Consider the following 22,534-nt stretch of genomic DNA (forward strand, 5'->3'; position numbering starts at 1 on the left):
GGCTTCTATGTTAACAGTTCACGATAGAGTAGAAAAATACTCAGCCGATGAAATAGAAAAATTCAAAATGGTCTCTACGTCTACAATCGGTCACTTTACAGATTTTGGTTTTTTGGTGGATTATAAATGTACGATTCCAGTAACAAAAGTGTTTGGAGAAGTGACAACAGTCAAATTATCTAGCGGAGATGGTTACCCACTCAATGCTGCATTTCAACAAGCCAAAAAAGGCGATATTTTAGTTATTGATACGTCAGGCAATAAAACACATGCTTGCTGGGGAGAGTTTAGGGCGAGGAAAGCAGAAGAAATCGGACTATCTGCCGTTATAGTAAGTGGAGCCGTAACAGATATTTCCTATTTGAGAACGAGTCGTGTACCTGTGTTTTATGAGTCGATTTCTCCAAAAACGACAAGAGTATTAAAGTTGGAGGGAGAAGTGAACACAGCCATAAGTGTGGGAAACGTCGTTTTTGAATCAGGTGATTATGTCATTGCGGATCAAGATGGAATTTTCAAAATTAACCAATTAAACTATAAAATGTTCATAGAGTTGGCGATTGAGAAAGAAAAAAAAGAAAAATTAAAAAGATTGGAAAATAATGCTGTACATTATGAAAAAAAACAGTATCATATAAATGAAAATGATTATCAATACCAAATGGAAAAGTAGTGTACGTATGTTGCGCAGTAATAAGTTATTTTCGATTATGTTTTGTGTGATGGCACTGATGCTACTTATAGCAGGGTGCAGCAACAGTAATGAAGAAAAAACGACAACGAGAAGAACGCGTCGTCATCTCAAGAGGAGCGTGTAGTTAAGGATGCTGGAGAGGAGACAACGATTAAAGGTACTCCTGAAAGAATTGTCACGAGGAAATTTATCCGCAATTATCTAAATTTGCACCAACGAATATGGACGATACCGTTTATGAATGGAAAGATACGTTGCATTTAATGGCGAATGCATTACAAGAAAAAGAAACGGAATTATTAGCCGAGTGGGATGGACATGTAGAAGATTTCAAACCACGAACTTAATGCTCGGTAGTTTATATGACATTTATGAATTGAAAAAATAAGTGAAAAGCTTATGACAATCGTGAACCTGCTGATGAAATGAACGATCCTCGTTCATCATTGAAGTAGGTTCTCTTTTACTGATGGACGAAATCAAACTATATGTAGCGAAATCCCTTGTCGGGAATGCTTTATGTTTGATTGACGTCATACTCTATTTTATTAGGAAGTATCTTTTTACTAATCGCAGATATTAGTAGGAGGTTGATTCATCCCCCTGTGGAAAGTCCTTTAGGTGAAATTACTGCATTTATCGGAGCACCGTTCTTTATTTATGTCGCTTTTAAAGGAGGACGTGCGCGTGGCTAATCGATGGATCGTTCGGTCGAAAAAGGGGAGACTATGATTTTGAAGATAAAGAAAGATGTGTATAAAACGATTGAGGTATTGGGTAGTTTATTGTTAGTCATTTTTTAGGGTGGGTGGAATCGATATTATACCACTTCATGAAGTGATCAATTCTTTATTTACTGATTAAAAATCGAAATTCATTTTAAGGATGATGTAAATGAGCAGTATTGTGATGAACGAATTGAAAACGTTTGATATACATATGGAACAGGAGAGGCCCACGGAAATTGAGATAACGGATTTATTAAATGAAGAAAAATGTTTATCGTTTCTCCAAAAGCAAATGATAGAGATGAGAGCGCCTAGTTTAGCTGTCACCGCCTCTATGCTTTCGAAAAGATATGCTTATCTCGTCGTGTCTTCCACTTTATATAGTATGGTCGAATTCAACTGTGCCCTTCATTTGCCGGTAAAAGCGTGTGCATTAAGTAAAGAACGTACATTATGTGTTCAAGCAGGCATGTGCAAATGGCAGGAAGTAAAGAGTTTGGAGAGGGAACAATGGCGTGAAAACGTGCTGCGTACCCTTTTTACGTCCCATATTACGCCTGTTTTAACCATATTGAACAAAACATCTCGCGTTCCGTCGTCCATATTGTGGGAAAACGTAGCTATTCGAATTAACTCCATTTACCGGAAAACATTAGCGAAGGAAATGGATCCAGTTAAAATTGAACGGTTAAACAGCGACTTTCATTTTTTGAAAAATGCGAGCGGGGCTCTGTTTAATTTAAAGGAAAACCCGATTAGACCGTATTTAAAAATAGGAGAAGAACTTATCGTAAATCCATGCCGAAAAACGTGCTGCATGTACTATAAATTAGAAAAGGATGTTGAAGGAATCGGTTATTGTAGCAATTGCCCCATTAAAAGTAAGCAAATAAAAGCAAGGGATTCATACAATAAATGAGATTAAAATAAATGTGAAAGATATCACACTGGCATATGGCAAAACGATCATCATTGACTCCTTAAATGTAGCCATTCCTAAAGGGAAAATCACCCTTGCTCTATGATTTGAATAGAGAAGAGAATCGAACCATTGTCATGGTTTTGCATGATATTAATTTAGCTTGTCGCTATGCAGATCACCTCGTATCGATAAAAGATCAAAAAGTGTTTATTCAAGGTGCCCCAGAAGATATAATAACGAGCGAAAACATAGAACGTATTTACGGATTAAAATGCCGTATCGAGACAGATCGTCAATTCGGTACGCCAATATGTTTCCCGGATGGAAAAGGGAGAAAAATAAAAAATAGTTGATTCCAATTTTAATAGAATCATATTTTTGGTAAAAAATTCATTTTATATTACAAAGAAGGTCGAATTTGTCATCATAACGTAAAACAAATTAATGTTTCATTTTGGTAAAATCAGATTTATAAGGAAGATAAAGAGATTAATAGAAAAAGAATCCGGGGGGTTTATGGTGAATAGTTGCAAAAAAGTAATCATTTCATTTATAGCAGCATTAATGTTTTTAACCCTATCTCCGTTAGCAACTTTTAAAACAGAAGCTGCATCTATCGGAGAAGCGATCGTCACCTATGGAGAAAAATTCATGGGCGTCCCATATGTTTTTGGCGGAACAACACCAAAGGGGTTTGACTGTTCCGGATTCGTACAATATATTTACAAACAAGCGGCAGGTATTTCGCTGCCACGAACAACAGATCAACAATATAATGTTGGAACTTCAATAGCAAAAAGCGATTTACAACCAGGAGATCTTGTTTTCTACGCGAATACATACCGCAAAGGAATTTCACATGTTGGTGTATATGCTGGTGGAAATATGGTATTAAACGCCACATCAAGCAAGGGAATTGATCTTGTTTCACTGGATAATTCATACTGGGGTCCTAAGTATGCAGGGGCAAAACGCGTTTTGGATGGAGTACAGAAACAAGAGTGGTTTACAGATGTCGATCAATCTTCTTCTACATACACAGCGATTAAAACATTGTCAGATCAAGAAGTAATTACAGGATTTGAAGATGATACATTCCGTCCAAATGAAAAAGTAACACGTGGACAAGCCGCGGCAATTATTAACCGTGTTTTGAACATCGAGCCAAAAGCGATAAATCATTTTACAGATGTACCAAAAGCAAACCGTTTTGCTTATGATATCGCAGCAATGCGTGAAGCAGGTATTATCACCGGATTTGCAGATAAAACATTCCGTCCTGAAGCAGAAATGACAAGGAATGAAATGGCTGTTATCATTCAGCGTTCTTTTGACCTCAGTCTGTCAAAAACATCGGCAGCAAGTGTCAGTTACGCAGACATCAATGTGAACCATTGGGCTTTCGAAGGGATTGTAACAATGGCGAACATCGATCAAACAGGCATTTTTGCAGGTGATAAGTTCTATGGAACGCATCATGCGACACGAGAGTCATTTACTGTTGCCATTTATAACGCAATGAATGCAAAATAAGAAAGAAAATGAGAAACCGTTCTAAAATCCAGTAAATGACTGAATTTTAGAACGGTTTTTTAAATCCATTATAAACAGGCTGGAAAGGCTTTCTGAGTAAAATTTTACTTTAATTAGAAAAAGAAAGAATAGTCAAAACAAGTTATTCGTGATTTAATAAATATATCTGTTCATGCTAAAAATGTACATCTATGAGATTTTTGACTAAAAGGAGAGGATATAAATTGATTGATCATAGTAAATTAACAGACGAAGAGGCCATCCAGTGGTTTTCTAATGTAGAAGATGAAATAAAGCTTTTGATCGACAAAACTGGAAGAATCAAATACATACATCCTATTATAGAGAATGTTTCAAAACACGCTGTTTTTGATATACTTGATCAAAATTTACTTGATTATATTCATCCGAATGATAAAGAAAAGACGGTAGAACATCTCCTTCAGGCACAATTACCCCATCGCTTTACCCCCTTCGTAATTCGCTTTCTTCGAAAAGACGGTTTTTACTGTAGATTGCATGTATCTTCAGGAAAGCTATCTGAAAGAGGATGGATTCAAGCCATCATACGTAACGCAGACAGAGAAGAAATCCAGGAAAACAATTCTGTCGTGACAGAGGAGCAGATGGCGTATGCAGAGGCAAAAAAGTTAATTAAAAAACAAAATGAATTACTGCTCATACAGGAAAAAATGATCACGGAGATTACAGAAAATATTGAAGAAGTCATTTGTCTCTATGATATTCATGAAATGAAAGTTTTATATGAGAGTCCTTCATTTAAACATTTTTGGGGAATGAGCGCAGAGGCGATATTGAAAGATCCGAACCTTTGGTTGAAGAAAGTTCACGAAGAAAATAAAAAGAAATTGCAGGGCTTTTTCCGTCAACCAGAAAAGTGGCCAATGGAAATAGAATATGAATTTAAAGGAGAGCGGGAGTCAGACACACGCTGGATTCGATCAAAAATAACACCTATTGTTATAGATGAAACAAAGAAGGTCCTTCATTACTTGTGTGTTTCGCGGGATATAACAGATATAAAAAAAAGAGATCATATGTTAAAAAAACGAGATGAATTAGGAATCATCGGGCAACTGGCAGCAGGGATTGCTCATGAAATCAGAAATCCATTAACAGCGGTAAAAGGATTTATACAGCTTCTCGGTGAAGAAACGAAGAATGTTTACAGCGACGTAATCATGTCTGAACTTGAACGCATCGAATTTATTATGAATGAGTTTCTCATGCTGGCAAAGCCCGAGCAAGAAGCGGTTATGAAAAAGCAAAGTGTAAATGAGTTGTTAAACGAGATGATTGCTTTCATGACACCAGAAGCGCTTCTCCATCAAGTGGAAATAAAAATGGAATTGGATCAAGAGCAGCCGATCGTTGATTGTGAGCCGAAACAGATTAAACAAGTGATTATGAATCTTGTGAAAAATGCCATTGAAGCAATGCCTGCTGGTGGGGAAGTTCGAATTACAACAAAAAAAAGAGAAGATGGATGGATGGCCATTGATATAAAGGATCAAGGAATAGGGATACCAAAAGAAAAACAAATTTATCTTTTTGAACCTTTTTATTCAGAGAAAGAACGAGGCACGGGCCTTGGTTTGATGGTAAGTAAAAAAATTATCGAGCAGCATAAAGGGAAAATTCACATTTATAGCGAAGAAGGTTCCGGCACATTGGTACAAATTCTTATGCCTGAACGACCCACTACTTAACTAACGTTTGAAGTGGGGGGGGGATTCCTGCGAACACCAGCCGGTTAATAGCACAAACGACTCCTGCGGTTATGCAAGCTTGTACATTTGAACTCACCGCACGTTTTACTCTGCTTGATTTTCGCTCCTTTGATACGTGCGGGAGCGAATGTTGTTTGCACATTCTACAGTACAAAGCCTTTCTCGTACCAGTCTTGTATGTGCAGATTTAAAAGAACAGCTCATACAGGAATAACATAACATGCAAACAAGTGTTTTGCATAGTGAAAGCCGAAATTCACCCACCTACTTATTTTTGGGTAATGCTCTTCATAAAATTGACGTAGAGGTATTCTTTCGGCAAAATCGGATAGAAAATAATAATTGATCATAAAACGTCTTTAAGAATGATCAAATTCGTTTAAGTTCGATCAATCTTAAGAATAGTATGTTTTTTGGGAGCAGTCAGAAAGGGATGATTAACGGCTTATCTTCGCTGAGTATTTCATATGTATAGGCGAGTCGACAGTCGGCACTGCGTTTCTTCTTTTTATTTCCTTCTCAAGCAATTGAATGAAGTCTTCGTCTAGCTTTAATGTAACGGCACTTTTATGTGCGTTTAGTAAATGTTCATCTGATAGATACTCTTCCTTCGTATACCCCGCTTTCACTTCTGAAGAAAAAAGCATCCATAAATTGTATAATCTTTTCACTTCGGCATTGACCTGTTTCAACACAAATACCTCCAATTTCTGAGGCGGTCCAGCCATCGTAGCCATTTGACCTTAGATCTGTAACTTTGCGTCCTAACCTTTCGATTAGTTTGCCTGTTCTGAATATTTATTCTCAAAACCATAATACCATACCATTCATTAAATAAACACGAAAAATAATAACGTGAAATTCTCTTTTAAACAACCGGATAAAACTTCAAAAGTTCTCTAAATTCGACGTAATAATTTTGTTCGTTTTACAATATTTTTATAATAGTTACGTTATACTGTATAATAATATAAAGCGCTTTCAAGGGAGGAGATTTGATGATGAATTGTGCAGCTGATTTAACATGTTCTACCTGTGGGGGAAAGGTATTGGAAAAGGATTTAATTGCATGGACTGAAAAAAATAATATTATACATCTCATTTGTGACACTGTTCAAATAAGTGAAGGGGTAAGATTTATGGGACGGGCAGAAGAGTTGAGAGAGCAGCTTTTGTGAACAATTTTATCTCTTTAACGAACCTGCTTTTGCTCATTTTGAATGGAAGCAGGTTTCCTTTTGCTTCTTTAGACAGCTACTTTATGGAAAAAAATGCGTTATCTGATCAAATGTTGAAACAGAAACGTATTTTTTATTGGCTAGTACCTTGCAATAAATAGTACTAAGTATTATATTGTTTAAAAGAGGTATTTTTTATAAGTTAGTACTATACAATATATAGTACTGAGAAGGAATGAGGGATGGTAACTTTGAATGTACAATTTAAAAAAGGTGTGTTAGAACTATGCGTTCTCGTATTACTGGATAAGCAAGACCGGTACGGATATGAACTTGTTCAAAAGATATCTGAGCAAATTGCCATATCTGAAGGCTCTGTCTACCCGTTGTTAAGGCGTTTAACGAAAGAAGAATACTTTACAACCTATTTACAGGAATCATCAGAAGGTCCTTCACGTAAGTATTACACGTTAACGGACAAAGGGAGAATATATCTTCGCGAGCTTACCAGGGAGTGGAAGGAATTTTCAAGCGGTGTTAATCAATTAATAAAAGAAGGTGTCAGTGATGAATAGACAACAATTCTTGAATAGTTTAGACGAATCTTTACAAAAACTTTCTTCAGATGAACGGCAAGATATTTTGCAGGATTTTGAAGAACACTTTGCCAATGGAATAGCAGAAGGAAAAAGCGAAGAACATATTTCAGCTTCTCTCGGTTCACCCAATCAAATTGCAAAAGAACTGCTTGCTTCTCATCTTCTTGAAAAAGCGGAAAAAACGGAAACGACGGGAAATATTATTCGTGCGATGTGGGCGGTGATTGGATTAGGGTTTTTTAACGTCGTCATTGTGCTCGGACCATTTATCGCAATTGCTGCATTGGTTTTTGCCGGGTGGGCGTCAAGTATTGCATTTATTACTTGTCCTTTATTCGTTTTCGTGAATGTGATCTTCAATCCGGATACATTTATTCTATTTGATTTATTTTTCTCGATGATGCTTTGTGGACTGGGCTTATTTATTGCCATAGGCATGTTTTTCATTACGAAGGCACTCATCCGCGGGTTTGTCGGCTATTTAAAATTCAACACGAAAATGGTTAAAGGTGGATTAAAACATGTTTAATATAAAAAAAATAACAATCATTGCACTCATTCTTTTACTCGTGGGCGCCGCGGGCAGTTTCATTACATTTCAAGCAATAAATCAATCTGTTTCTGTCTTAGAAGAAAAAGAAATAGCTGATCAAAACATTACACGTTTGAGTGTGACGACAGACAACGCTGTTCTCGAAATCATCCCGACAAATAAACGAGAAACAACAGTCGAGCTGTCAGGAACAGCGAAGAAAAGCTCGGCATATACGCTCTCCACTGACGTAGAAGGAACGACACTTTCGGTCCAGTTAAAAGAGCGGCAGACAAAATTTTATAACTTTGATTTTATATCAACGTCATTATCGTTGAAAGTATATGTACCTGAAAAAATGTATGATTCGCTTAGAATTTCCAGTGATAATGGACGCGTTAAAGCGGAGAATTTCCATGTGAAAGATATCCAAGCAAAAGTAAGCAATGGACGTGTAGAACTGCGAGATATTACGGGTTCTACTGTCACTGCTGAAACAGACAATGGGCGTATTCAAGCAGAAAAGCTCAATGTAAAACAAGTGAAAGCAACGGCAAAGAATGGCCGCATTGACATGAAAAATGTAGCTTCTTCAGCTGTCGAAGTGAAAGCAGATAACGGAAAAATCGAACTTGACGATGTGGATGGTAAGATGATAGGGAAAGTGAAAAATGGAACGATCTCTCTTATGACGAATCATTTAGATCGCCCAATTGAATTTGAATCCGATAACGGCAATATTAAGATTCAAACGGAAAAAGAGCCGACCAATACGACATTCGAGGCGAGCGTTGATAATGGAAAAATCGATCTTTTAGACGGGTACAGACCGAATGAAATAATAGGAAATGGGGATCATGTCATTAAATTAACAACAGCGAATGGGAAAATTTCAGTAACGAAGTAAAAAATAATAAATAAATAGTATTCATTATTGGAATAGCTGGAATAAAGCGGCCTGCATCGTGCAGGCCGCTTTATTCTATTGATAAGAAAAATAGATTCGATAAAGGGGTCTTACTGCCCGCTGATGTGAATCCTTTGTGAAGATTTCGAACGAAGGTATGAAATCTACGTTATATATGTTAATATATTCTAGGAATTAGTGGTAAATATTACGAGTGGAGGCAAAAAGGTGAAAAAAGGTTTAATCATTGTTGGCATAGCATTTTGTATGTTAATTACTCTTTTTGGAGTGAATAGAGCTGCGTATGCGGCGAATTTTGTCGATGTTCCAGATCGAGCGTCAAAAGAAGTGAACTATTTGTCGATAGGTAAAATTGCCAACGGATCGTCAGCGACGCTATTTGGTTCTGAAAAAAAAGTCACGCGTATGGAAGCCGCTGCATTCATCGGCCGGGCGCTTCAGCTCGACGGTACAAAGCGTGTTACAAGCTTTAAAGATGTTGGTTCGGGCAGTTTTGCTTCAGGCTATATTCAGTCGGCTGTTGAAAAAGGTATTCTTTCGGGTTACGAAGGTGGACGGTTTTTACCATATAATGAAGTGTCACGCGGAGAAATGGCTGTCATGTTGTCAAAAGCATTTGGATATAACTTCGGCGGCACGTTATCTGGTGCTGCGAATGCATTGACATCACGCGGTATTGCAAGCGGGATGACAGATGGCACATTTGGTGCGGATCACATTATTAAACGCGCGGATTTCGCTATTTTCCTAGCACGTGCGATAAACCCTGAATTTCGTGTAAAAGAGTTTTCAAGTTTTACGAAAACATTATGGACAAATACAGGTGACTTAAATGTTCGTTCAGGCCCATCCGTATCGTATCCATCTAAAGGAAAGCTATCAAAAGATGTAAAAGTGATCGGTGCACATGAAGTGGCAGGATGGACATATGTAAAATCAGGCAGCACAATCGGCTTTGTGAGCACAGCTTATTTACGAGATACAGAAACAGCCAGTGCTGCTCAGCCACCGGTAACAGGAGCAGATTCCCGCCTTTCTAGCCAAACGATTATTTTAGATCCAGGTCATGGAGGCAGTGATCCAGGTGCAGTCGGATTTGGACTGAGAGAAAAAGACGTCGTGCTTTCTACAAGTTTGAAAGTGAATAAACTGTTAAAGCAAACATCATTCAACGTGAAAATGACGCGTTCAGATGACCGTTATATTACGATTAATCAGCGTTCTTCCTTTGCAAGAAAAAATGGCGGGAATATATTCGTTAGTATTCATGCCAATGCTGCTTCATCATCAAGTGCAAGCGGAACGGAAACCATTTATTCTTCTGCTGCTAATCCGCACGGTGCGGACAGTAAACTGCTTGCAGCAAAAATCCAAAACCGTATGCTTGAAGCATGGAAGCTGAAAGACCGCAAAATAAAGAGTACAAGACAGCTAGGCAGAAGTTTAGGTGTGTTAGATAATAATAGTGTGCCAGCCGCTCTTGCCGAACTTGGTTTTATCTCTAATAAAAATGAGAATAACATGTTAAAATCAGACTACTGGCAGACGGTAATGGCGAAAGCGATTTATGACGGTGTTTTAGATTATTATAAAGCGAAAGGCTACCAAGTCGATTCTCTTTATGCGGTCGGAAAATAAGCAACAAGAAAGGCTATCCTTAATCAGTGGAATAACTGACTAGGGATAGCCTTATTTATATTTAGGCTATGTTAATAAATAATGTCAATAACTATCAAAATAGATTAATAGGAAACGATTTAAACAATTATGCTTTGATATTGCGTCTCGAAATGGGGGAAAAGTAATCGAGTTTAACTCCATATCTTTCAATTTATTTGATAGAATAGATGTGGAAATGAATTTGCAGGAGGTTGTATTGTATGAGAAAATGGTTTCTAACAGTGATGGCATGTATGCTGATCAGCCCAATACTTTTGCCGGGGAAAGCAGATGCAGCGGCGGCTGTTTTTGAAGATGTTTCGCCAAAGCACCGAGCGTATGAAGCGGTCTGGAGTTTGGAATCAAAACGAGTGTTTGAATCGGATGAAGACGGAAAGGTACGTCCAGGAATGTATGTGACGCGTATGGAAGCAGCGGTGATGCTCGCGCGCATTCTTGGATTGGAGCGAGAGACAAATCATGCTGGATTTCGTGATGTAACGGTACTGAATAAAAATTATGATGAAGTGGCGGCATTGGCAGAGCGTAAAATATTGCAAGGGTTTACGGACCGGACAATGCGGCCAAATGATATTTTAACCCGTGCACAAATGGCAAAGTTAATGGTTGATGCGTTTGGCTATGAGCAAAAAACATCGTTCACATTGCCGTTTAAAGACGTAAAAGTATCTAACTGGGCGGCACCTTATATTGAAGCATTAGTCCGCCACAAGGTAACGGCTGGAACGACAGCAACAACGTTTTCACCGGATAAAAAGTTGACACGTGCTGAATTGATAATGTTTTTAGACCGTGCACATAAAGCAAAGCCAGTGAGTGCCTACAATGATCAAGAAATTTTGAGTTTAATACGAGAAGTGCAAAATAAGGCGTCTTCGATTATTTATCATTATTTATACGTAAATGAACCGAACGGCAGCCGTCCTGCTTTTTCCACGTTTAAACGTGAATTAACACCTTTTGCAGAAGGCAAGATGCTTTCAATGATGGAAGAGTATTACAAAGTAACATGCACGTATTGTGATTGGATCATTTATAGTGAAGTGCATGATTGGGGTTTGCCATATGAAATTATGGAGCGGAGTAACGAACGCATAACTGTAAAAGTCCGCTATCCGCTTGGGATGGATGAACCTGCTTCGGAAACGTGGACAATTGTGAAGCGAAACGGTCAATGGAAAATGAGTGAACTGCCTAAATATGCGACCGCGTACGACGATCCCTTCAATTTAACGGTGGCAGAAGCGGAAGAATATTTAATTAGTGCGTATGAAGATATATATAACTATGAAAAATATCGGCAGTATGTACAGAACATTTCATACAGGAAAAAAGATAGAAACGGGCACTATGAATTTTTGATTGAAACCAACGTAGAGGATTACTATGTTTCCATTGATCCTAAAACTGCTATTATTGATGAACGGTAAAAGAAAAATTATAAGGAAGCTAACCGTATGTAAGGTTAGCTTTTTCGTTTTGTTTACAAGTCTATTTTATCGAATATGAACATCTTTTTTTGAGAAAAAAATCATTGACTTGAATAAATAATATATGATATTATAATAAATTTGATAAAAAAATTAAAGTGTGGTAAACTTAATAAAGATAGTAAATTTGGAGGTGGATTCATTGTTTCAAGTAGGCGATGAAATTTTTTATCCAATGCATGGAGCAGGTGTAATTGAAGCCATAGAAGAAAAGGAAATTCTTGGAGAAAAGAAGCAATATTTTGTGATGACGTTTGCCATTAATCAATTACAAGTGATGATTCCCTTAGAGAAAATGAAACAGTCATCCATTCGAATGGCCGTGGATATACGGACGATGGAAAGTATTTTACATTTTGTTCATCGCGAAGAATCTGGAGAGTCACTCTCGTACAAGGAGAGATACAAGGTGAACATGGAAAAAATGAAAACAGGAAAAACGAAAGAATGTGCGGAAGTCATACGCGATTTAACACGAATGAACGAAGCAAAAGCGCTCAATTCAAGTGAAAAGATTATGCTGCGTAATGCGAGAAAATACTTAATTAGTGAAATGGGATTAATTAACGGGATCACGGAAAATGAAGCAACTGATTTATTAAATTACCGTATTGCCAATTAGAAACATCAGGCTGCACGTTTCTTCTAAAATAAATAATCGAATGCATATGAATTAAAAAAGAGCCGAAAAGCTTTTTTTTTTGTGTCTTACGATGAAAGTAGTTATGGATAAAAAAAACCTTAAAGCAGGGGGGAAGTCCCCCTGCTTTAAGGTTTTTTCGTTAAGCAAGAGTAGAAGAACACGATCACTTATTGGATTCATCTTCGTTATCTGTCTCTTCGTTAAACCATAGTGGATCTTGGTTATCAACTTCACCGTTGTAGTTGATCAGGATCTCTTCTCCTGCTTTTATATCGGTGTAAGCATAGAAATCAAATGTATGGTTCTTGAAGTTAATATCATACGTAGCATTCGGTGTATAGGAATGGTTAAACAGCATGCCATAGCCTAATACGAAAGCAGTATGGTTTTTGCCGTATTCAAATGCATAGTCATCAAGAAGTGTTTTTTCGATATGAACGTGTTGTTCATTCGGATAGGGAATAACAGGTGCTTCGTGCAGCAACTCTCCTTTTGCGATATCACGTTTCGCAAATACTCCTCTATTGAATTCTCCATCGCTGAGCGTGGACGTTTTAATCTCAATCATGTTTGTCACCTTCCGCGTTCTTTTCAAAAGTATTTGATCTTTTAAGCATGACAGTGAACTCAGCTAAATGCAAGTATTTCAATTGTGAAGAAGAAGAATTTATAAATGTTTCTTTTTGCGGAGGAGCATCTTCTGTTAAAACCGTATAATGAAAAGAAAGATAAAAAAAGAAAGGAGGAATCGATATGAACAGTTTAGAGATATGGATCGAGTATATCATTGAGCAAGCGGGCTGGCTTGCACCTATTCTTTTTATTTTGTTCCATTTGCTGCGTCCCATTCTATTTGTACCTATCGTCGTCGTTTGTATAGCTGGCGGATACTTATTTGGGTTTATAAATGGCACACTGTACTCCATCATCGGTTTATCGCTGATGAGCGCGGCTTTTTATAAAGTAGTTAATCATTTTCCATCTATACGTGAGAAGATGCTAACGTTAAAAAGAAAAGTACTTAAAGACCAAAAGATGACAGTTGGTCAAGTGATGATTTTGCGTATGATGCCTTTTGTTCATTTTCATTTATTATCCCTTTATTTAATAGACATGACGAAATCATATAAAGAGTACATGAAATATTCTATTTTAGGTATTATCATTCCATCGATGGTTTATACGGCATTTGGTCAATCAATTACCGATATGCCTTGGCATATATCATTATTATTTTTAGCTTGTTTAATAGCTTTGTATAGTCTATTAGGAAAGTTGAATACAAAGAGGAAGTTAAAAACGAGATAGGGAAGTTAAAAACAATTCATCCAAGGCTTTCGTTTTGAGCGCAGAATAAACGAAAGTACCCCCACTATGGGACGGAGCGAAACCAATGAAGGTTAGCGGGGGTAGCATCAGAGTAAGAAGATTATCATGTCCTAAGCGTCTAAAATCCAACAGATGGAAGATTCGCTTTATTCAGTTCGTTCAACATGCAGTTCGATCAAATTCCCATCTGGATCGGCACAGAAAATTTGGGCAAAACCGCTTTTACTAGTTGGTTTTTCGAGTACCGAAACGTTATGGTGCTGTAACCAATGAAGCGTTTCAGCATAATCATGAACACGGAGGGCGAAATGACCTTCACGGCTTGATAATGATTTGTCAGTGCGAATCGTTTGCGACTGAGGGATAACGAGGAGATGAATTTGCTGCTCACCGGCTGCAAACCAAGCGCCTTCAAAATCAAAGGGAGGGCGTTCGAGCTCTTGCAAGCATAAAACATCCCGGTAAAATTGTTTCGCTTTTTCAAGATTGGTGACGTTGACCCCGATATGATGTATTCCTTCATATGTAATCAAAATAAAAGCCTCCTTCTGTCTCCATCATACCATATGTCATCCCCTTGTTCGCCGTATTCTGATTTGTTCTGCTAAAAAGAGTATAATAAGAAACAAAACAGAAAAGGTGTTTTATTTTATGAAAACGTATATTGTCGTTGGAGCGGGTATTTTAGGCGCATCTACCGCTTATCATCTCGCAAAAGCAGGAGAGAATGTAACATTAGTTGACCGGAAGGACCCCGGAAGAGCGACAGATGCGGCAGCAGGAATTGTCTGCCCATGGCTTTCACAGCGCCGTAATCAGGCATGGTACACATTAGCCAAAAATGGAGCCAAATACTATGCTTCTTTAATCAAGCAACTGGAGGCAGATGGTGAAAGGGACACGGGGTATAGCCGAGTAGGCGCGATCAGCCTTCATACAGAAGAGGGAAAATTGGATAAGATGGAAGAACGGGCATATAAGCGGCGTCAGGATGCCCCGGAAATTGGCGAAATCACTCGCTTAACCATGACTGAAACGAACAATTTATTCCCGCCTTTAGCCGCGCGCTATGAGTCTGTTCATATAAGCGGCGCGGCGCGTGTAAATGGGAGGGCTCTCCGTCAGTCTCTTGTGAATGGTGCCAGAAAACATGGAGCGTCTATTCTTCAAGCAGATGCTTCATTAGTCTGTAAAGACAAGATCATCACAGGTGTTCAGGCGGGAGAAAAGACGTTGCATGCTGATCATGTGATTGTCACAGCAGGCGCTTGGGCAAATGAGCTCTTGCAGCCGCTGGGCATTCGTTTTTTAGTTACGCATCAAAAAGCGCAAATCGTCCATCTGCAGCTATCAAACACGGATACGAGCAGTTGGCCGGTTGTCATGCCGCCAAATGATCAGTACATTCTCGCATTTGAAGAAGGCCGGATTGTTGTGGGTGCCACACATGAAAATGGAACTGGATTTGATGAACGGGTAACAGCAGGCGGGCTGCATGAAATTTTTGATAAAGCGCTGTCGGTAGCGCCAGGTCTTGCAAATAGCATGATACTTGAAACGAGGGTAGGATTTAGACCATTTACACCTGGTTTTCTTCCCGTGATCGGTGCACTGCCTGATTATGAAGGATTATTTATTGCAAACGGGCTTGGCGCTTCCGGGTTAACGGTAGGTCCGTATCTTGGTTCTGAACTGGCTAAGCTTGCTCTTGGCAAAACAACAGAAATCAATCTTCATGATTATGAAGTAGCTGGGGCATTGGAATAATGAAGCAAAAGAAAAAGTGAACAGCATAGAGGGTGGATAAAATTGGATAAAAATAAGAAAATACAATCATTTATATATACATATGCATTCAGTAAAGAAGAACATTCGTTATGTCGCATGGAAATGCGCTCGCTTTTTGGAATCGAATCGGAATCGAAACTGATGAAAAGTACAAATAAAATCGATCCGAGCCGCAGCCCATTTATAAAGGAACGAATTGACATCATGTTTGAAGGGGACGATTTGCCGGATATTTTAGCACAAGTCCAGCAAATTGAATTGTTTGAACAGACATTTAAGGTCCTCTTTGTTAAAATTAATGACCTGGATAAATCGGAAAAAATCGAATATGACAAGCGCCGTGTGATTGAGCGGGAAATCGGCATGCATATTCATGGTGAAGCTGATATTCATGATCCTGATCATACATTTGGCATTGTGACAATGGGCGGCCGGTGGTATTTTGGGAAATACCAAAAAGGTGAATCTGTTTGGTTTCATCACTTGAAAAAGCCGCGTGAATATTCTACAGCACTCAGCACAAGAGTAGCTAGAGCGGTTGTGAATATTGCCGTACCAAATCCTGATGGTGTCCGGGCGATCGATCCATGCTGTGGGATTGGGACTGTATTGGTAGAAGCACTTTCTATGGGTATTGATATTGTCGGCCGTGATATCAATCCTCTTGCTACAGGGGGATCAAGAGAAAATATTGCTTATTTTGGGCTTCGGGGCGATGTCACGTTGGGTCCGATCGCTGATGTTTCGAACAGTTATGATGTAGCTATTATCGATTTACCGTACAATCTTTATACACATATAACCCGGGAAGAGCAATTTTCTATTCTTCAGCATGCGCGTCGTTTTTCCCAAAAAGTAGTCGTTATCACGATCGAAACCATCGATGAGATGATCGAAGCAGCAGGATTTATCATTACAGACCGCTGCGTGGCCAAAAAAAGCTTATTTTCGAGACAAATTATTGTGTGTGAATAAAATCATGAAGAGCTGTTTTTAGTCAGTGAATAGCTGGCTGAAGAACAGCTCTTTTTTTAAAAATATAAAACAAAAAACAGTATATGTATAATTCAAAAATAAAATAATTAAATTACAAATGAGTAATAAAATATCTGAATAGAACGTTTTTTTTACGGGCATAACGATAGAGAGAAATTTTTAAAAAGGTGGCTAAAAAAGAATGACGTTAAAATTAGTGAAAATTGTCCGTACAAATCCGGTTTATCATAAGTGGTATGAACAAAATTTAAACGAAACATTTCATGTGATGGATGACGGACGGGAGAGATATATTGTCATTTGGCCGGCATTTGAACGGCGGAATCGGCGCAGTATTCCAAAAAGTCTTTGTGAAGTAGTAGATGGGGAAGAGAACGATATACGCAATAATCCCGTTGCACGTCATTATTTAGGAGAATGGGCTCAGCCGCTTGAAGGAGGAAATTGGTGAATCATAACCAAAAAATGTGTTTAACACATTTGAAATATTGGAAGATCCCTGAAAATAATTTATTTGAGGGATTTTTTTGTTGTCAATAAAAGGATTTATGAAAAAAACGGATTAGGGAAGTCTAGAGAAGATATTAAAAAAGGAGGTTTTAGGTGTGCGCTTATCATTGTTATTATTGCCTTCTTTGATCGCGTTCTTCTTTCTTTTTTCCTCTGCTGTTTTAGCTGAAGAGCCGCCAACGAGAGAGGAGCAATTGAATGCACGGATGGGATATTATATAAAGTATGAGGGCTTCATGTTACCATGGTATTATTTAGCTGCAGTGGATCAGTTTGAACGCAATATAGAGCAAGTGCGTACAGATATTCCAGAAAAAAAAGGTGTTATCGCTATTCAATTTCCGGATGAGGTATGGTCGGGGGCCCTTAATCCAAATCAAGAAGATACAGCTCCCCAGTCCATCACTTTTTTTGAAGGGAAAGGAAAAGATGGGAATCAGGATGGGATTGCCGATCCGGATAATGACGATGATGTGATATATACGATGGCAGCCTATTTAAGCGAATATGGACATACAGAAAAAAAGATTAAAAAAGCATTAATGGATTATTATGGACGTAAACAAACAGTAAACCAAATTATGACCATTGCGAAAATTTATAAACATTTTCAAACTATACAATTAGATGAGCATGCCTTTCCGATTCCTGTTGAACACAATTTTAGTTATCGTGGCACGTGGGGAGCGAGTCGAGGATGGGGAGGTCTCCGGATACATGAAGGAACCGATTTATTTGCGGATTTTGGTGTCCCTGTGCGGGCGACATCATATGGAATTGTTGAAGTAAAAGGGTGGAATAAATTCGGCGGCTGGCGAATTGGTATTCGCGATATTCACAATACGTATCACTATTTTGCTCATTTAGCTTATTTCAGTAAAGACATTAAAAAAGGCGACATTATCAAACCGGGGGATGTGATTGGATATGTCGGCAGCTCGGGATATGGAAAAAAAGGGACGTCTGGTCAATTTCCTCCACACCTTCACTACGGGATGTATAAAGACAATGGCCGAAACGAATGGGCGTTTGATCCATATCCATCTTTAAAACTTTGGGAAAGACAGGAACGGGAAAAACGCAAGTAAGCTTCCCCCTTAAAAACCCGACAAGAGTGATCTCTTGTCGGGTTTTTTATGTGCCGCTTCAACAGAATTAATCATATAAACGCTTTTTTCTTAATAAACTGAATGGAAAATAGGACAGAAAGCGGGGGTGTAATAATGAAAATTCATGTGGTGAAGCGAGGGGATTCGTTATGGCGCATTTCCCGCCAATATGGGACTAGCACTACCGAAATTGTCAATGTGAATAATCTTGAAAATCCCGAAACATTAGTTATTGGCCAGGCGCTAGTCATTCCAGAACCGTACCTTCGCTATACCGTGCAGCTAGGAGATACGCTTGCAAACATTGCGGCTTATTATGGAACAACTGTGCAGGAAATCATGCAAACGAATAAAATGACAAATCCAACTAGCCTTTACCCCGGCCAAACTATTGTAATACCGGTGATCTATCATACCGTAAGAGCAGGAGACACCTTGTACAAGATCGCAGCTAGCTATGGAACGACGCCCGAAGCGATTTTACAGGCCAATCAACTAACAACTTCTTCTCGTCTTTATATAGGCCAAAGCTTGAAGATTCCGACTGTACCAAAGCCCTTCATTGATGTGAATGCATTCTCGTACACATTCGGGCAAGCCGGTGCACAGCAAGTACGTGATGTGGCTTATGATTTAACCTATGTAAGTCCATTTGGATATCGAATGAAAGAGGATGGCAGCTTAGAAGGCATTGATGATGGTCCGACGATACAGGCAGCCCAGTCAACGGGTGTTGTTCCTATGATGGCCATTACTAATTTTTCCAGCACAGAAGCAGGAACGGATCTTGCACACACGATTCTTTCAAGCCCCGATTTAGTGGAAAAAGTATTAACCAATACAATAAAAGTGATGAAAGAGAAAGGGTATAGAGGACTAAATATCGATTTCGAGAATGTCGCACCTGCAGACCGTGAGTTCTATAATCGTTTTCTCGAGCGGGCAGTGGAGCGTTTACATTCTGAAGGCTACTTTGTGTCCTCCTCTCTTGCACCAAAAACAAGTGCCGATCAAAAAGGGTTATTAGTGGAAGCGCAAGATTATCCTGCACATGGGCGGATACTTGATTTTACTGTGCTCATGACCTATGAATGGGGATATCGAAAGGGGCCGCCACAAGCAATCTCCCCGATTAATCAAATGAAACGTGTCCTTGATTACGCCGTGACCGCTATCCCGAGAGATAAAATTTTATTAGGGTTTCAAATTTATGCACGCGACTGGCTCGTGCCGCACAAAGAAGGACAGGAAGCGGAGACCTTTGATATGCAGGAAGCGATTAGACGAGCTGTCAAATATGAGGCTGAAATAAAATATGATGAGATCGCCCAATCTCCATTCTACACGTACAAAGATGAACAGGGACGTTCCCATGAAGTCTGGTTTGAAGATGCCCGCAGTGCCAAAGCTAAATTTGACTTAGTGAAAACGTACAAGCTTAGAGGTCTTAGTTATTGGGTACTTGGTTATCCATTTCCTCAAAATTGGGTACTGCTGGGCAACAGCTTTATTGTCCGAAAACGATAATGAAATTGGGCAAAAAAGTTTGTTTTTCTTTTAAAAAATAAAGAAGCGGGTATAATGTTTGGAGAATCTAATGTGAAAAGAAGAGGGAGGAAGCAGCATGGAAAAAGTGGAAGTAGGCGATATCTTTACGTTGATTGATGAGAACGATCAGGAGCAGGAAATCGAAGTGCTCGGCACGATGAACTTAGAAGGGACAGACTACGCGGCTGTCGGATTTGTGGATCAAATTCAAGAAGACTCAGAAGAAGAGATCGATGTCTTCTTTTTAAGAGTGGAAGAGGATGAGCAATTATCCATTATTGAGAGTGATGAGGAATTTGATCAAGTATCAGCTGCGTTTGAAGAAGCCGGAGAAGAGTAAAGAGACGATTGGAAGCGAGGCTGTTCTAGTCAGTGAATAACTGATTAGGACAGCCTTTTTTTATTCTTCCTATCTTCTCAATGTCTTGACGTGGGGGGGTCTTCTTGTCCGTTAATACGTGATAAAAGAGAAAAAGCATACATACACTTTAGGAAGAGCGGGGATAAGGAGGTAACGTATGGATATTGTTGTGAGAGCGGGTGATTCGTTATGGTCTTACAGCCAGTTGTTTACGATCCGTCTGCAGCTAATTAAAGATTCGAACCGTGAACTTCAGTCGTTCGATCGACTGTCGATTGGACAAAAGATTCGAATTCCAGGCTTTGTTACGCAAAATTACCGAATAAAGAGCGGTGATTCTCTGTGGCGTATTTCGGAGAACTATAAGATCCCGGTTGATGCCATTATGCTGACAAACCCTGGACTCATTCCTACTCAACTCCATATCGGCCAAATCATTCGTGTACCGCAGCGGGTTACTTGGCGGATTGTACAGGGAAAAAGACCGTACGATTACAGTCAAATGATGACAGATCTGAGGCAATTACGAGCCGTGTATCCATTTTTACGTGTGCCTTCAATCGGGCGTTCTGTACTTGAAAAAGAAATACCGGAAGTGACGATTGGCAATGGAATGAAACGGGTTCATTATAATGGTTCATTTCATGCGAATGAATGGATCACAACACCGGTCATTATGACGTTTTTAAATGATTATGTTTTATCATTGACCAATCTCCAGCCGATCCGGGGTCTTTCAACCTATCGTTTGTATCAAGAAAATTTCTTATCTATTGTGCCTATGGTGAATCCGGATGGGGTAAACCTTGTGTTAAATGGACCGCCCGCGGATGAGCCGTGGAAAAGCAAAGTAGTCGAATTAAATAATGGCAGCACCGACTTTTCGGGATGGAAGGCCAATATTCGCGGCGTAGATTTGAATGATCAGTTTCCTGCGAAGTGGGAAGAAGAAAGAGCGGATAATCCGAAAGAGCCGGGACCGCGGGATTATGGAGGGGAACAGCCATTATCTGAGCCAGAAGCCATCCGGATGGCAGAACTGACACGAAGACGGGATTTTTCAAGAGTGCTTGCTTTTCATACACAAGGAAAAGTCATTTACTGGGGGTTTGAGAACTTAGAGCCGCCAGAGTCGGAAATACTAGCCAACGAATTCGGACGGGTCAGTGGCTACGAGCCTGTCCAAACGATAGAAAGCTATGCTGGATACAAGGATTGGTTTATCCAGGAATGGCGCAGACCTGGATTTACCGTCGAACTTGGAAGCGGAACGAATCCGCTCCCCATTACTCAATTTGATGAAATTTATCAAGAGGCACTAGGTATTTTTCTAGCGGGACTGTATATGTAAGGCGTTGACCCGATTCAGTTTTATAAAACGGATGCGATTCTTCCATAAGAAGATCGCTTTTTTTTATCAGGTATATGTGACGTCAATTATAGAATTTTTCCTTTCAGTGGTCGTACAAGCTATTCCCTCTGAATAAGATGCAAAGACATCATTTTAACGGAGGACTGTTTCATGAATTCTATATTCACCTATATTTTTTTAGGCGTATCTTTAGCTGCACCAATAGGTCCCGTTAATGCTGCGCAATTAGATACGGGAATTAAAAATGGATTTTTTCATGCTTGGATTTTTGGTCTTGGTGCTTTAGCAGCCGAGGTCCTGTATATGATCATGGTTTATGTTGGGGTTGTCCAATTTATTGAATCTCCTTTTATGAAAACACTTCTCTGGTCGTTTGGATGTTTCGTTCTTACGTACACCGGAGTAGAAAGTTTGCTAACGGCCAACAAAATTGAAGTGAATGTAAGAAAGGGAAAGACGATTCCTCTAAGAAGATCGTTATTGTCAGGGTTTTTCATGTCGCTGTTGAATCCATTAACGCTCCTTTTTTGGTTAGGCATATATGGTTCCATTTTGGCAGAAACAACCGAATTATTTACAGGAAGTCAAATCTTTATTTATAGTATCGCTATTATTATTGGGAATCTCTCCTGGGATGTAATGATGGCAACAGTATCCAGTGTCGCACGAAGGTTTTTATCCATAAGGCTATTAAAAATCATTTCCATTCTTTCTTCCTTATCGATGATTGGATTCGGGGTCTACTTTGGCATACAGGCTTATCAGGCGCTATTTTGATCCGCTTAAGCAGGGCTTTCATTCATCAATAAAATGAAAAACCAATTAAAAAGCAGCATTAGCTCT

Annotated in this window: 26 protein-coding genes and 1 riboswitch; of the genes, 23 read left to right on the forward strand and 3 right to left on the reverse strand. The window is 39.1% G+C overall.

What is annotated here, in order from left to right:
• The first annotated feature begins 7 nt into the window (after positions 1 to 7).
• The 7 genes from ACZYRN_RS03660 to ACZYRN_RS03690 all read left to right on the forward strand — a co-directional run bounded on the left by ACZYRN_RS03660 (position 8) and on the right by ACZYRN_RS03690 (position 5,607).
• The gene (locus ACZYRN_RS03660) at positions 8 to 673 is read left to right on the forward strand and encodes an RraA family protein (RefSeq protein WP_488910124.1); all 666 of its coding nucleotides are present in this window, start codon (positions 8 to 10) and stop codon (positions 671 to 673) included.
• Between the two features lie 242 nt (positions 674 to 915).
• On the forward strand, positions 916 to 1,041 hold the full coding sequence (locus tag ACZYRN_RS03665) for a hypothetical protein (protein WP_488910125.1): 126 nt from the start codon (positions 916 to 918) through the stop codon (positions 1,039 to 1,041).
• A gap of 180 nt (positions 1,042 to 1,221) precedes the next feature.
• Positions 1,222 to 1,389, forward strand: coding sequence for an iron chelate uptake ABC transporter family permease subunit (locus ACZYRN_RS03670; protein WP_488910126.1), 168 nt, complete (start codon positions 1,222 to 1,224; stop codon positions 1,387 to 1,389).
• A gap of 199 nt (positions 1,390 to 1,588) precedes the next feature.
• Positions 1,589 to 2,341, forward strand: a complete 753-nt coding sequence (locus ACZYRN_RS03675) for an IucA/IucC family C-terminal-domain containing protein (protein WP_488910127.1) — start codon at positions 1,589 to 1,591, stop codon at positions 2,339 to 2,341.
• Between the two features lie 95 nt (positions 2,342 to 2,436).
• Complete coding sequence (locus ACZYRN_RS03680; protein WP_488910128.1) at positions 2,437 to 2,697, forward strand: hypothetical protein; 261 nt, start codon at positions 2,437 to 2,439, stop codon at positions 2,695 to 2,697.
• Between the two features lie 163 nt (positions 2,698 to 2,860).
• Positions 2,861 to 3,877, forward strand: a complete 1,017-nt coding sequence (locus ACZYRN_RS03685; RefSeq protein ID WP_488910129.1) for a C40 family peptidase — start codon at positions 2,861 to 2,863, stop codon at positions 3,875 to 3,877.
• Positions 3,878 to 4,101: 224 nt separating this feature from the next.
• Positions 4,102 to 5,607 carry an ATP-binding protein gene (locus tag ACZYRN_RS03690; RefSeq protein ID WP_488910130.1) on the forward strand — a complete coding sequence of 502 codons (1,506 nt, stop codon included), beginning with the start codon at positions 4,102 to 4,104 and terminating at the stop codon, positions 5,605 to 5,607.
• Between the two features lie 458 nt (positions 5,608 to 6,065).
• Here the strand turns inward: ACZYRN_RS03690 and ACZYRN_RS03695 are convergent, their stop codons facing one another.
• Positions 6,066 to 6,320 carry a sporulation histidine kinase inhibitor Sda gene (locus ACZYRN_RS03695; protein WP_488910131.1) on the reverse strand — a complete coding sequence of 85 codons (255 nt, stop codon included), beginning with the start codon at positions 6,318 to 6,320 and terminating at the stop codon, positions 6,066 to 6,068.
• 19 nt (positions 6,321 to 6,339) lie between these two features.
• Positions 6,340 to 6,424, reverse strand: a riboswitch (cyclic di-GMP riboswitch).
• Between the two features lie 202 nt (positions 6,425 to 6,626).
• Between ACZYRN_RS03695 and ACZYRN_RS03700 the strand changes: the two genes are divergently transcribed.
• The 7 genes from ACZYRN_RS03700 to ACZYRN_RS03730 all read left to right on the forward strand — a co-directional run bounded on the left by ACZYRN_RS03700 (position 6,627) and on the right by ACZYRN_RS03730 (position 12,657).
• A complete protein-coding gene (locus ACZYRN_RS03700; RefSeq protein ID WP_488910132.1) occupies positions 6,627 to 6,806 on the forward strand; it encodes a hypothetical protein in 180 nt (59 codons plus the stop codon).
• 251 nt (positions 6,807 to 7,057) lie between these two features.
• Positions 7,058 to 7,381 carry a PadR family transcriptional regulator gene (locus ACZYRN_RS03705; protein WP_488910541.1) on the forward strand — a complete coding sequence of 108 codons (324 nt, stop codon included), beginning with the start codon at positions 7,058 to 7,060 and terminating at the stop codon, positions 7,379 to 7,381.
• The gene (locus ACZYRN_RS03710; protein WP_488910133.1) at positions 7,374 to 7,934 is read left to right on the forward strand and encodes an HAAS signaling domain-containing protein; all 561 of its coding nucleotides are present in this window, start codon (positions 7,374 to 7,376) and stop codon (positions 7,932 to 7,934) included. The genes ACZYRN_RS03705 and ACZYRN_RS03710 overlap by 8 nt, the downstream gene beginning before the upstream one ends.
• Positions 7,927 to 8,844 carry a DUF4097 family beta strand repeat-containing protein gene (locus ACZYRN_RS03715; protein WP_488910134.1) on the forward strand — a complete coding sequence of 306 codons (918 nt, stop codon included), beginning with the start codon at positions 7,927 to 7,929 and terminating at the stop codon, positions 8,842 to 8,844. The genes ACZYRN_RS03710 and ACZYRN_RS03715 overlap by 8 nt, the downstream gene beginning before the upstream one ends.
• 228 nt (positions 8,845 to 9,072) lie before the next feature.
• Positions 9,073 to 10,503, forward strand: coding sequence for an N-acetylmuramoyl-L-alanine amidase (locus ACZYRN_RS03720; protein WP_488910135.1), 1,431 nt, complete (start codon positions 9,073 to 9,075; stop codon positions 10,501 to 10,503).
• A gap of 242 nt (positions 10,504 to 10,745) precedes the next feature.
• Positions 10,746 to 11,975: an S-layer homology domain-containing protein gene (locus tag ACZYRN_RS03725; protein ID WP_488910136.1), complete on the forward strand. Its 1,230-nt coding sequence runs from the start codon at positions 10,746 to 10,748 to the stop codon at positions 11,973 to 11,975.
• A 187-nt stretch (positions 11,976 to 12,162) separates the two neighbouring features.
• Entirely contained in the window at positions 12,163 to 12,657 is a 495-nt protein-coding gene (locus ACZYRN_RS03730) for a CarD family transcriptional regulator (RefSeq protein WP_488910137.1), read from the forward strand.
• Positions 12,658 to 12,841: 184 nt separating this feature from the next.
• Here ACZYRN_RS03730 and ACZYRN_RS03735 read toward each other — a convergent pair whose 3' ends face one another.
• Complete coding sequence (locus ACZYRN_RS03735) at positions 12,842 to 13,246, reverse strand: SET domain-containing protein (protein ID WP_488910138.1); 405 nt, start codon at positions 13,244 to 13,246, stop codon at positions 12,842 to 12,844.
• A gap of 185 nt (positions 13,247 to 13,431) precedes the next feature.
• On the opposite strand from ACZYRN_RS03735, the gene ACZYRN_RS03740 reads away from it, so the two are divergent.
• On the forward strand, positions 13,432 to 13,986 hold the full coding sequence (locus tag ACZYRN_RS03740; RefSeq protein ID WP_488910139.1) for a TVP38/TMEM64 family protein: 555 nt from the start codon (positions 13,432 to 13,434) through the stop codon (positions 13,984 to 13,986).
• Between the two features lie 167 nt (positions 13,987 to 14,153).
• Here ACZYRN_RS03740 and ACZYRN_RS03745 read toward each other — a convergent pair whose 3' ends face one another.
• Entirely contained in the window at positions 14,154 to 14,540 is a 387-nt protein-coding gene (locus ACZYRN_RS03745) for a VOC family protein (protein ID WP_488910140.1), read from the reverse strand.
• A 118-nt stretch (positions 14,541 to 14,658) separates the two neighbouring features.
• On the opposite strand from ACZYRN_RS03745, the gene ACZYRN_RS03750 reads away from it, so the two are divergent.
• The 8 genes from ACZYRN_RS03750 to ACZYRN_RS03785 all read left to right on the forward strand — a co-directional run bounded on the left by ACZYRN_RS03750 (position 14,659) and on the right by ACZYRN_RS03785 (position 22,468).
• Positions 14,659 to 15,774 carry an NAD(P)/FAD-dependent oxidoreductase gene (locus tag ACZYRN_RS03750; RefSeq protein WP_488910141.1) on the forward strand — a complete coding sequence of 372 codons (1,116 nt, stop codon included), beginning with the start codon at positions 14,659 to 14,661 and terminating at the stop codon, positions 15,772 to 15,774.
• Positions 15,775 to 15,816: 42 nt separating this feature from the next.
• Complete coding sequence (locus ACZYRN_RS03755; RefSeq protein WP_488910142.1) at positions 15,817 to 16,770, forward strand: TRM11 family SAM-dependent methyltransferase; 954 nt, start codon at positions 15,817 to 15,819, stop codon at positions 16,768 to 16,770.
• 202 nt (positions 16,771 to 16,972) lie between these two features.
• Positions 16,973 to 17,242: a hypothetical protein gene (locus ACZYRN_RS03760; RefSeq protein WP_488910143.1), complete on the forward strand. Its 270-nt coding sequence runs from the start codon at positions 16,973 to 16,975 to the stop codon at positions 17,240 to 17,242.
• A 154-nt stretch (positions 17,243 to 17,396) separates the two neighbouring features.
• Complete coding sequence (locus ACZYRN_RS03765; protein ID WP_488910144.1) at positions 17,397 to 18,389, forward strand: M23 family metallopeptidase; 993 nt, start codon at positions 17,397 to 17,399, stop codon at positions 18,387 to 18,389.
• Positions 18,390 to 18,524: 135 nt separating this feature from the next.
• Complete coding sequence (locus ACZYRN_RS03770; protein ID WP_488910145.1) at positions 18,525 to 19,937, forward strand: LysM peptidoglycan-binding domain-containing protein; 1,413 nt, start codon at positions 18,525 to 18,527, stop codon at positions 19,935 to 19,937.
• A gap of 97 nt (positions 19,938 to 20,034) precedes the next feature.
• Positions 20,035 to 20,298 (forward strand): DUF1292 domain-containing protein, encoded by a 264-nt coding sequence (locus tag ACZYRN_RS03775; protein WP_488910146.1) that lies wholly within the window; start codon positions 20,035 to 20,037, stop codon positions 20,296 to 20,298.
• Between the two features lie 178 nt (positions 20,299 to 20,476).
• Positions 20,477 to 21,670 carry a M14 family metallopeptidase gene (locus ACZYRN_RS03780; RefSeq protein WP_488910147.1) on the forward strand — a complete coding sequence of 398 codons (1,194 nt, stop codon included), beginning with the start codon at positions 20,477 to 20,479 and terminating at the stop codon, positions 21,668 to 21,670.
• A gap of 171 nt (positions 21,671 to 21,841) precedes the next feature.
• A complete protein-coding gene (locus tag ACZYRN_RS03785) occupies positions 21,842 to 22,468 on the forward strand; it encodes a LysE family transporter (protein WP_488910148.1) in 627 nt (208 codons plus the stop codon).
• The last annotated feature ends 66 nt before the right edge of the window (positions 22,469 to 22,534 follow it).

Source organism: Domibacillus sp. F004 (assembly GCF_057814295.1).

Excerpts from the sequence above, each read along its gene's own strand:
- ACZYRN_RS03735 (WP_488910138.1), bottom strand. The coding sequence starts at position 13,246 with ATGATTGAGATTAAAACGTCCACGCTCAGCGATGGAGAATTCAATAGA.
- ACZYRN_RS03740 (WP_488910139.1), top strand. The coding sequence starts at position 13,432 with ATGAACAGTTTAGAGATATGGATCGAGTATATCATTGAGCAAGCGGGC.
- ACZYRN_RS03685 (WP_488910129.1), top strand. The coding sequence starts at position 2,861 with ATGGTGAATAGTTGCAAAAAAGTAATCATTTCATTTATAGCAGCATTA.
- ACZYRN_RS03665 (WP_488910125.1), top strand. The coding sequence starts at position 916 with ATGGACGATACCGTTTATGAATGGAAAGATACGTTGCATTTAATGGCG.
- ACZYRN_RS03780 (WP_488910147.1), top strand. The coding sequence starts at position 20,477 with ATGGATATTGTTGTGAGAGCGGGTGATTCGTTATGGTCTTACAGCCAG.
- ACZYRN_RS03775 (WP_488910146.1), top strand. The coding sequence starts at position 20,035 with ATGGAAAAAGTGGAAGTAGGCGATATCTTTACGTTGATTGATGAGAAC.
- ACZYRN_RS03715 (WP_488910134.1), top strand. The coding sequence starts at position 7,927 with ATGTTTAATATAAAAAAAATAACAATCATTGCACTCATTCTTTTACTC.
- ACZYRN_RS03660 (WP_488910124.1), top strand. The coding sequence starts at position 8 with ATGTTAACAGTTCACGATAGAGTAGAAAAATACTCAGCCGATGAAATA.
- ACZYRN_RS03770 (WP_488910145.1), top strand. The coding sequence starts at position 18,525 with ATGAAAATTCATGTGGTGAAGCGAGGGGATTCGTTATGGCGCATTTCC.
- ACZYRN_RS03750 (WP_488910141.1), top strand. The coding sequence starts at position 14,659 with ATGAAAACGTATATTGTCGTTGGAGCGGGTATTTTAGGCGCATCTACC.
- ACZYRN_RS03710 (WP_488910133.1), top strand. The coding sequence starts at position 7,374 with ATGAATAGACAACAATTCTTGAATAGTTTAGACGAATCTTTACAAAAA.
- ACZYRN_RS03760 (WP_488910143.1), top strand. The coding sequence starts at position 16,973 with ATGACGTTAAAATTAGTGAAAATTGTCCGTACAAATCCGGTTTATCAT.
- ACZYRN_RS03785 (WP_488910148.1), top strand. The coding sequence starts at position 21,842 with ATGAATTCTATATTCACCTATATTTTTTTAGGCGTATCTTTAGCTGCA.
- ACZYRN_RS03675 (WP_488910127.1), top strand. The coding sequence starts at position 1,589 with ATGAGCAGTATTGTGATGAACGAATTGAAAACGTTTGATATACATATG.
- ACZYRN_RS03700 (WP_488910132.1), top strand. The coding sequence starts at position 6,627 with ATGATGAATTGTGCAGCTGATTTAACATGTTCTACCTGTGGGGGAAAG.
- ACZYRN_RS03725 (WP_488910136.1), top strand. The coding sequence starts at position 10,746 with ATGAGAAAATGGTTTCTAACAGTGATGGCATGTATGCTGATCAGCCCA.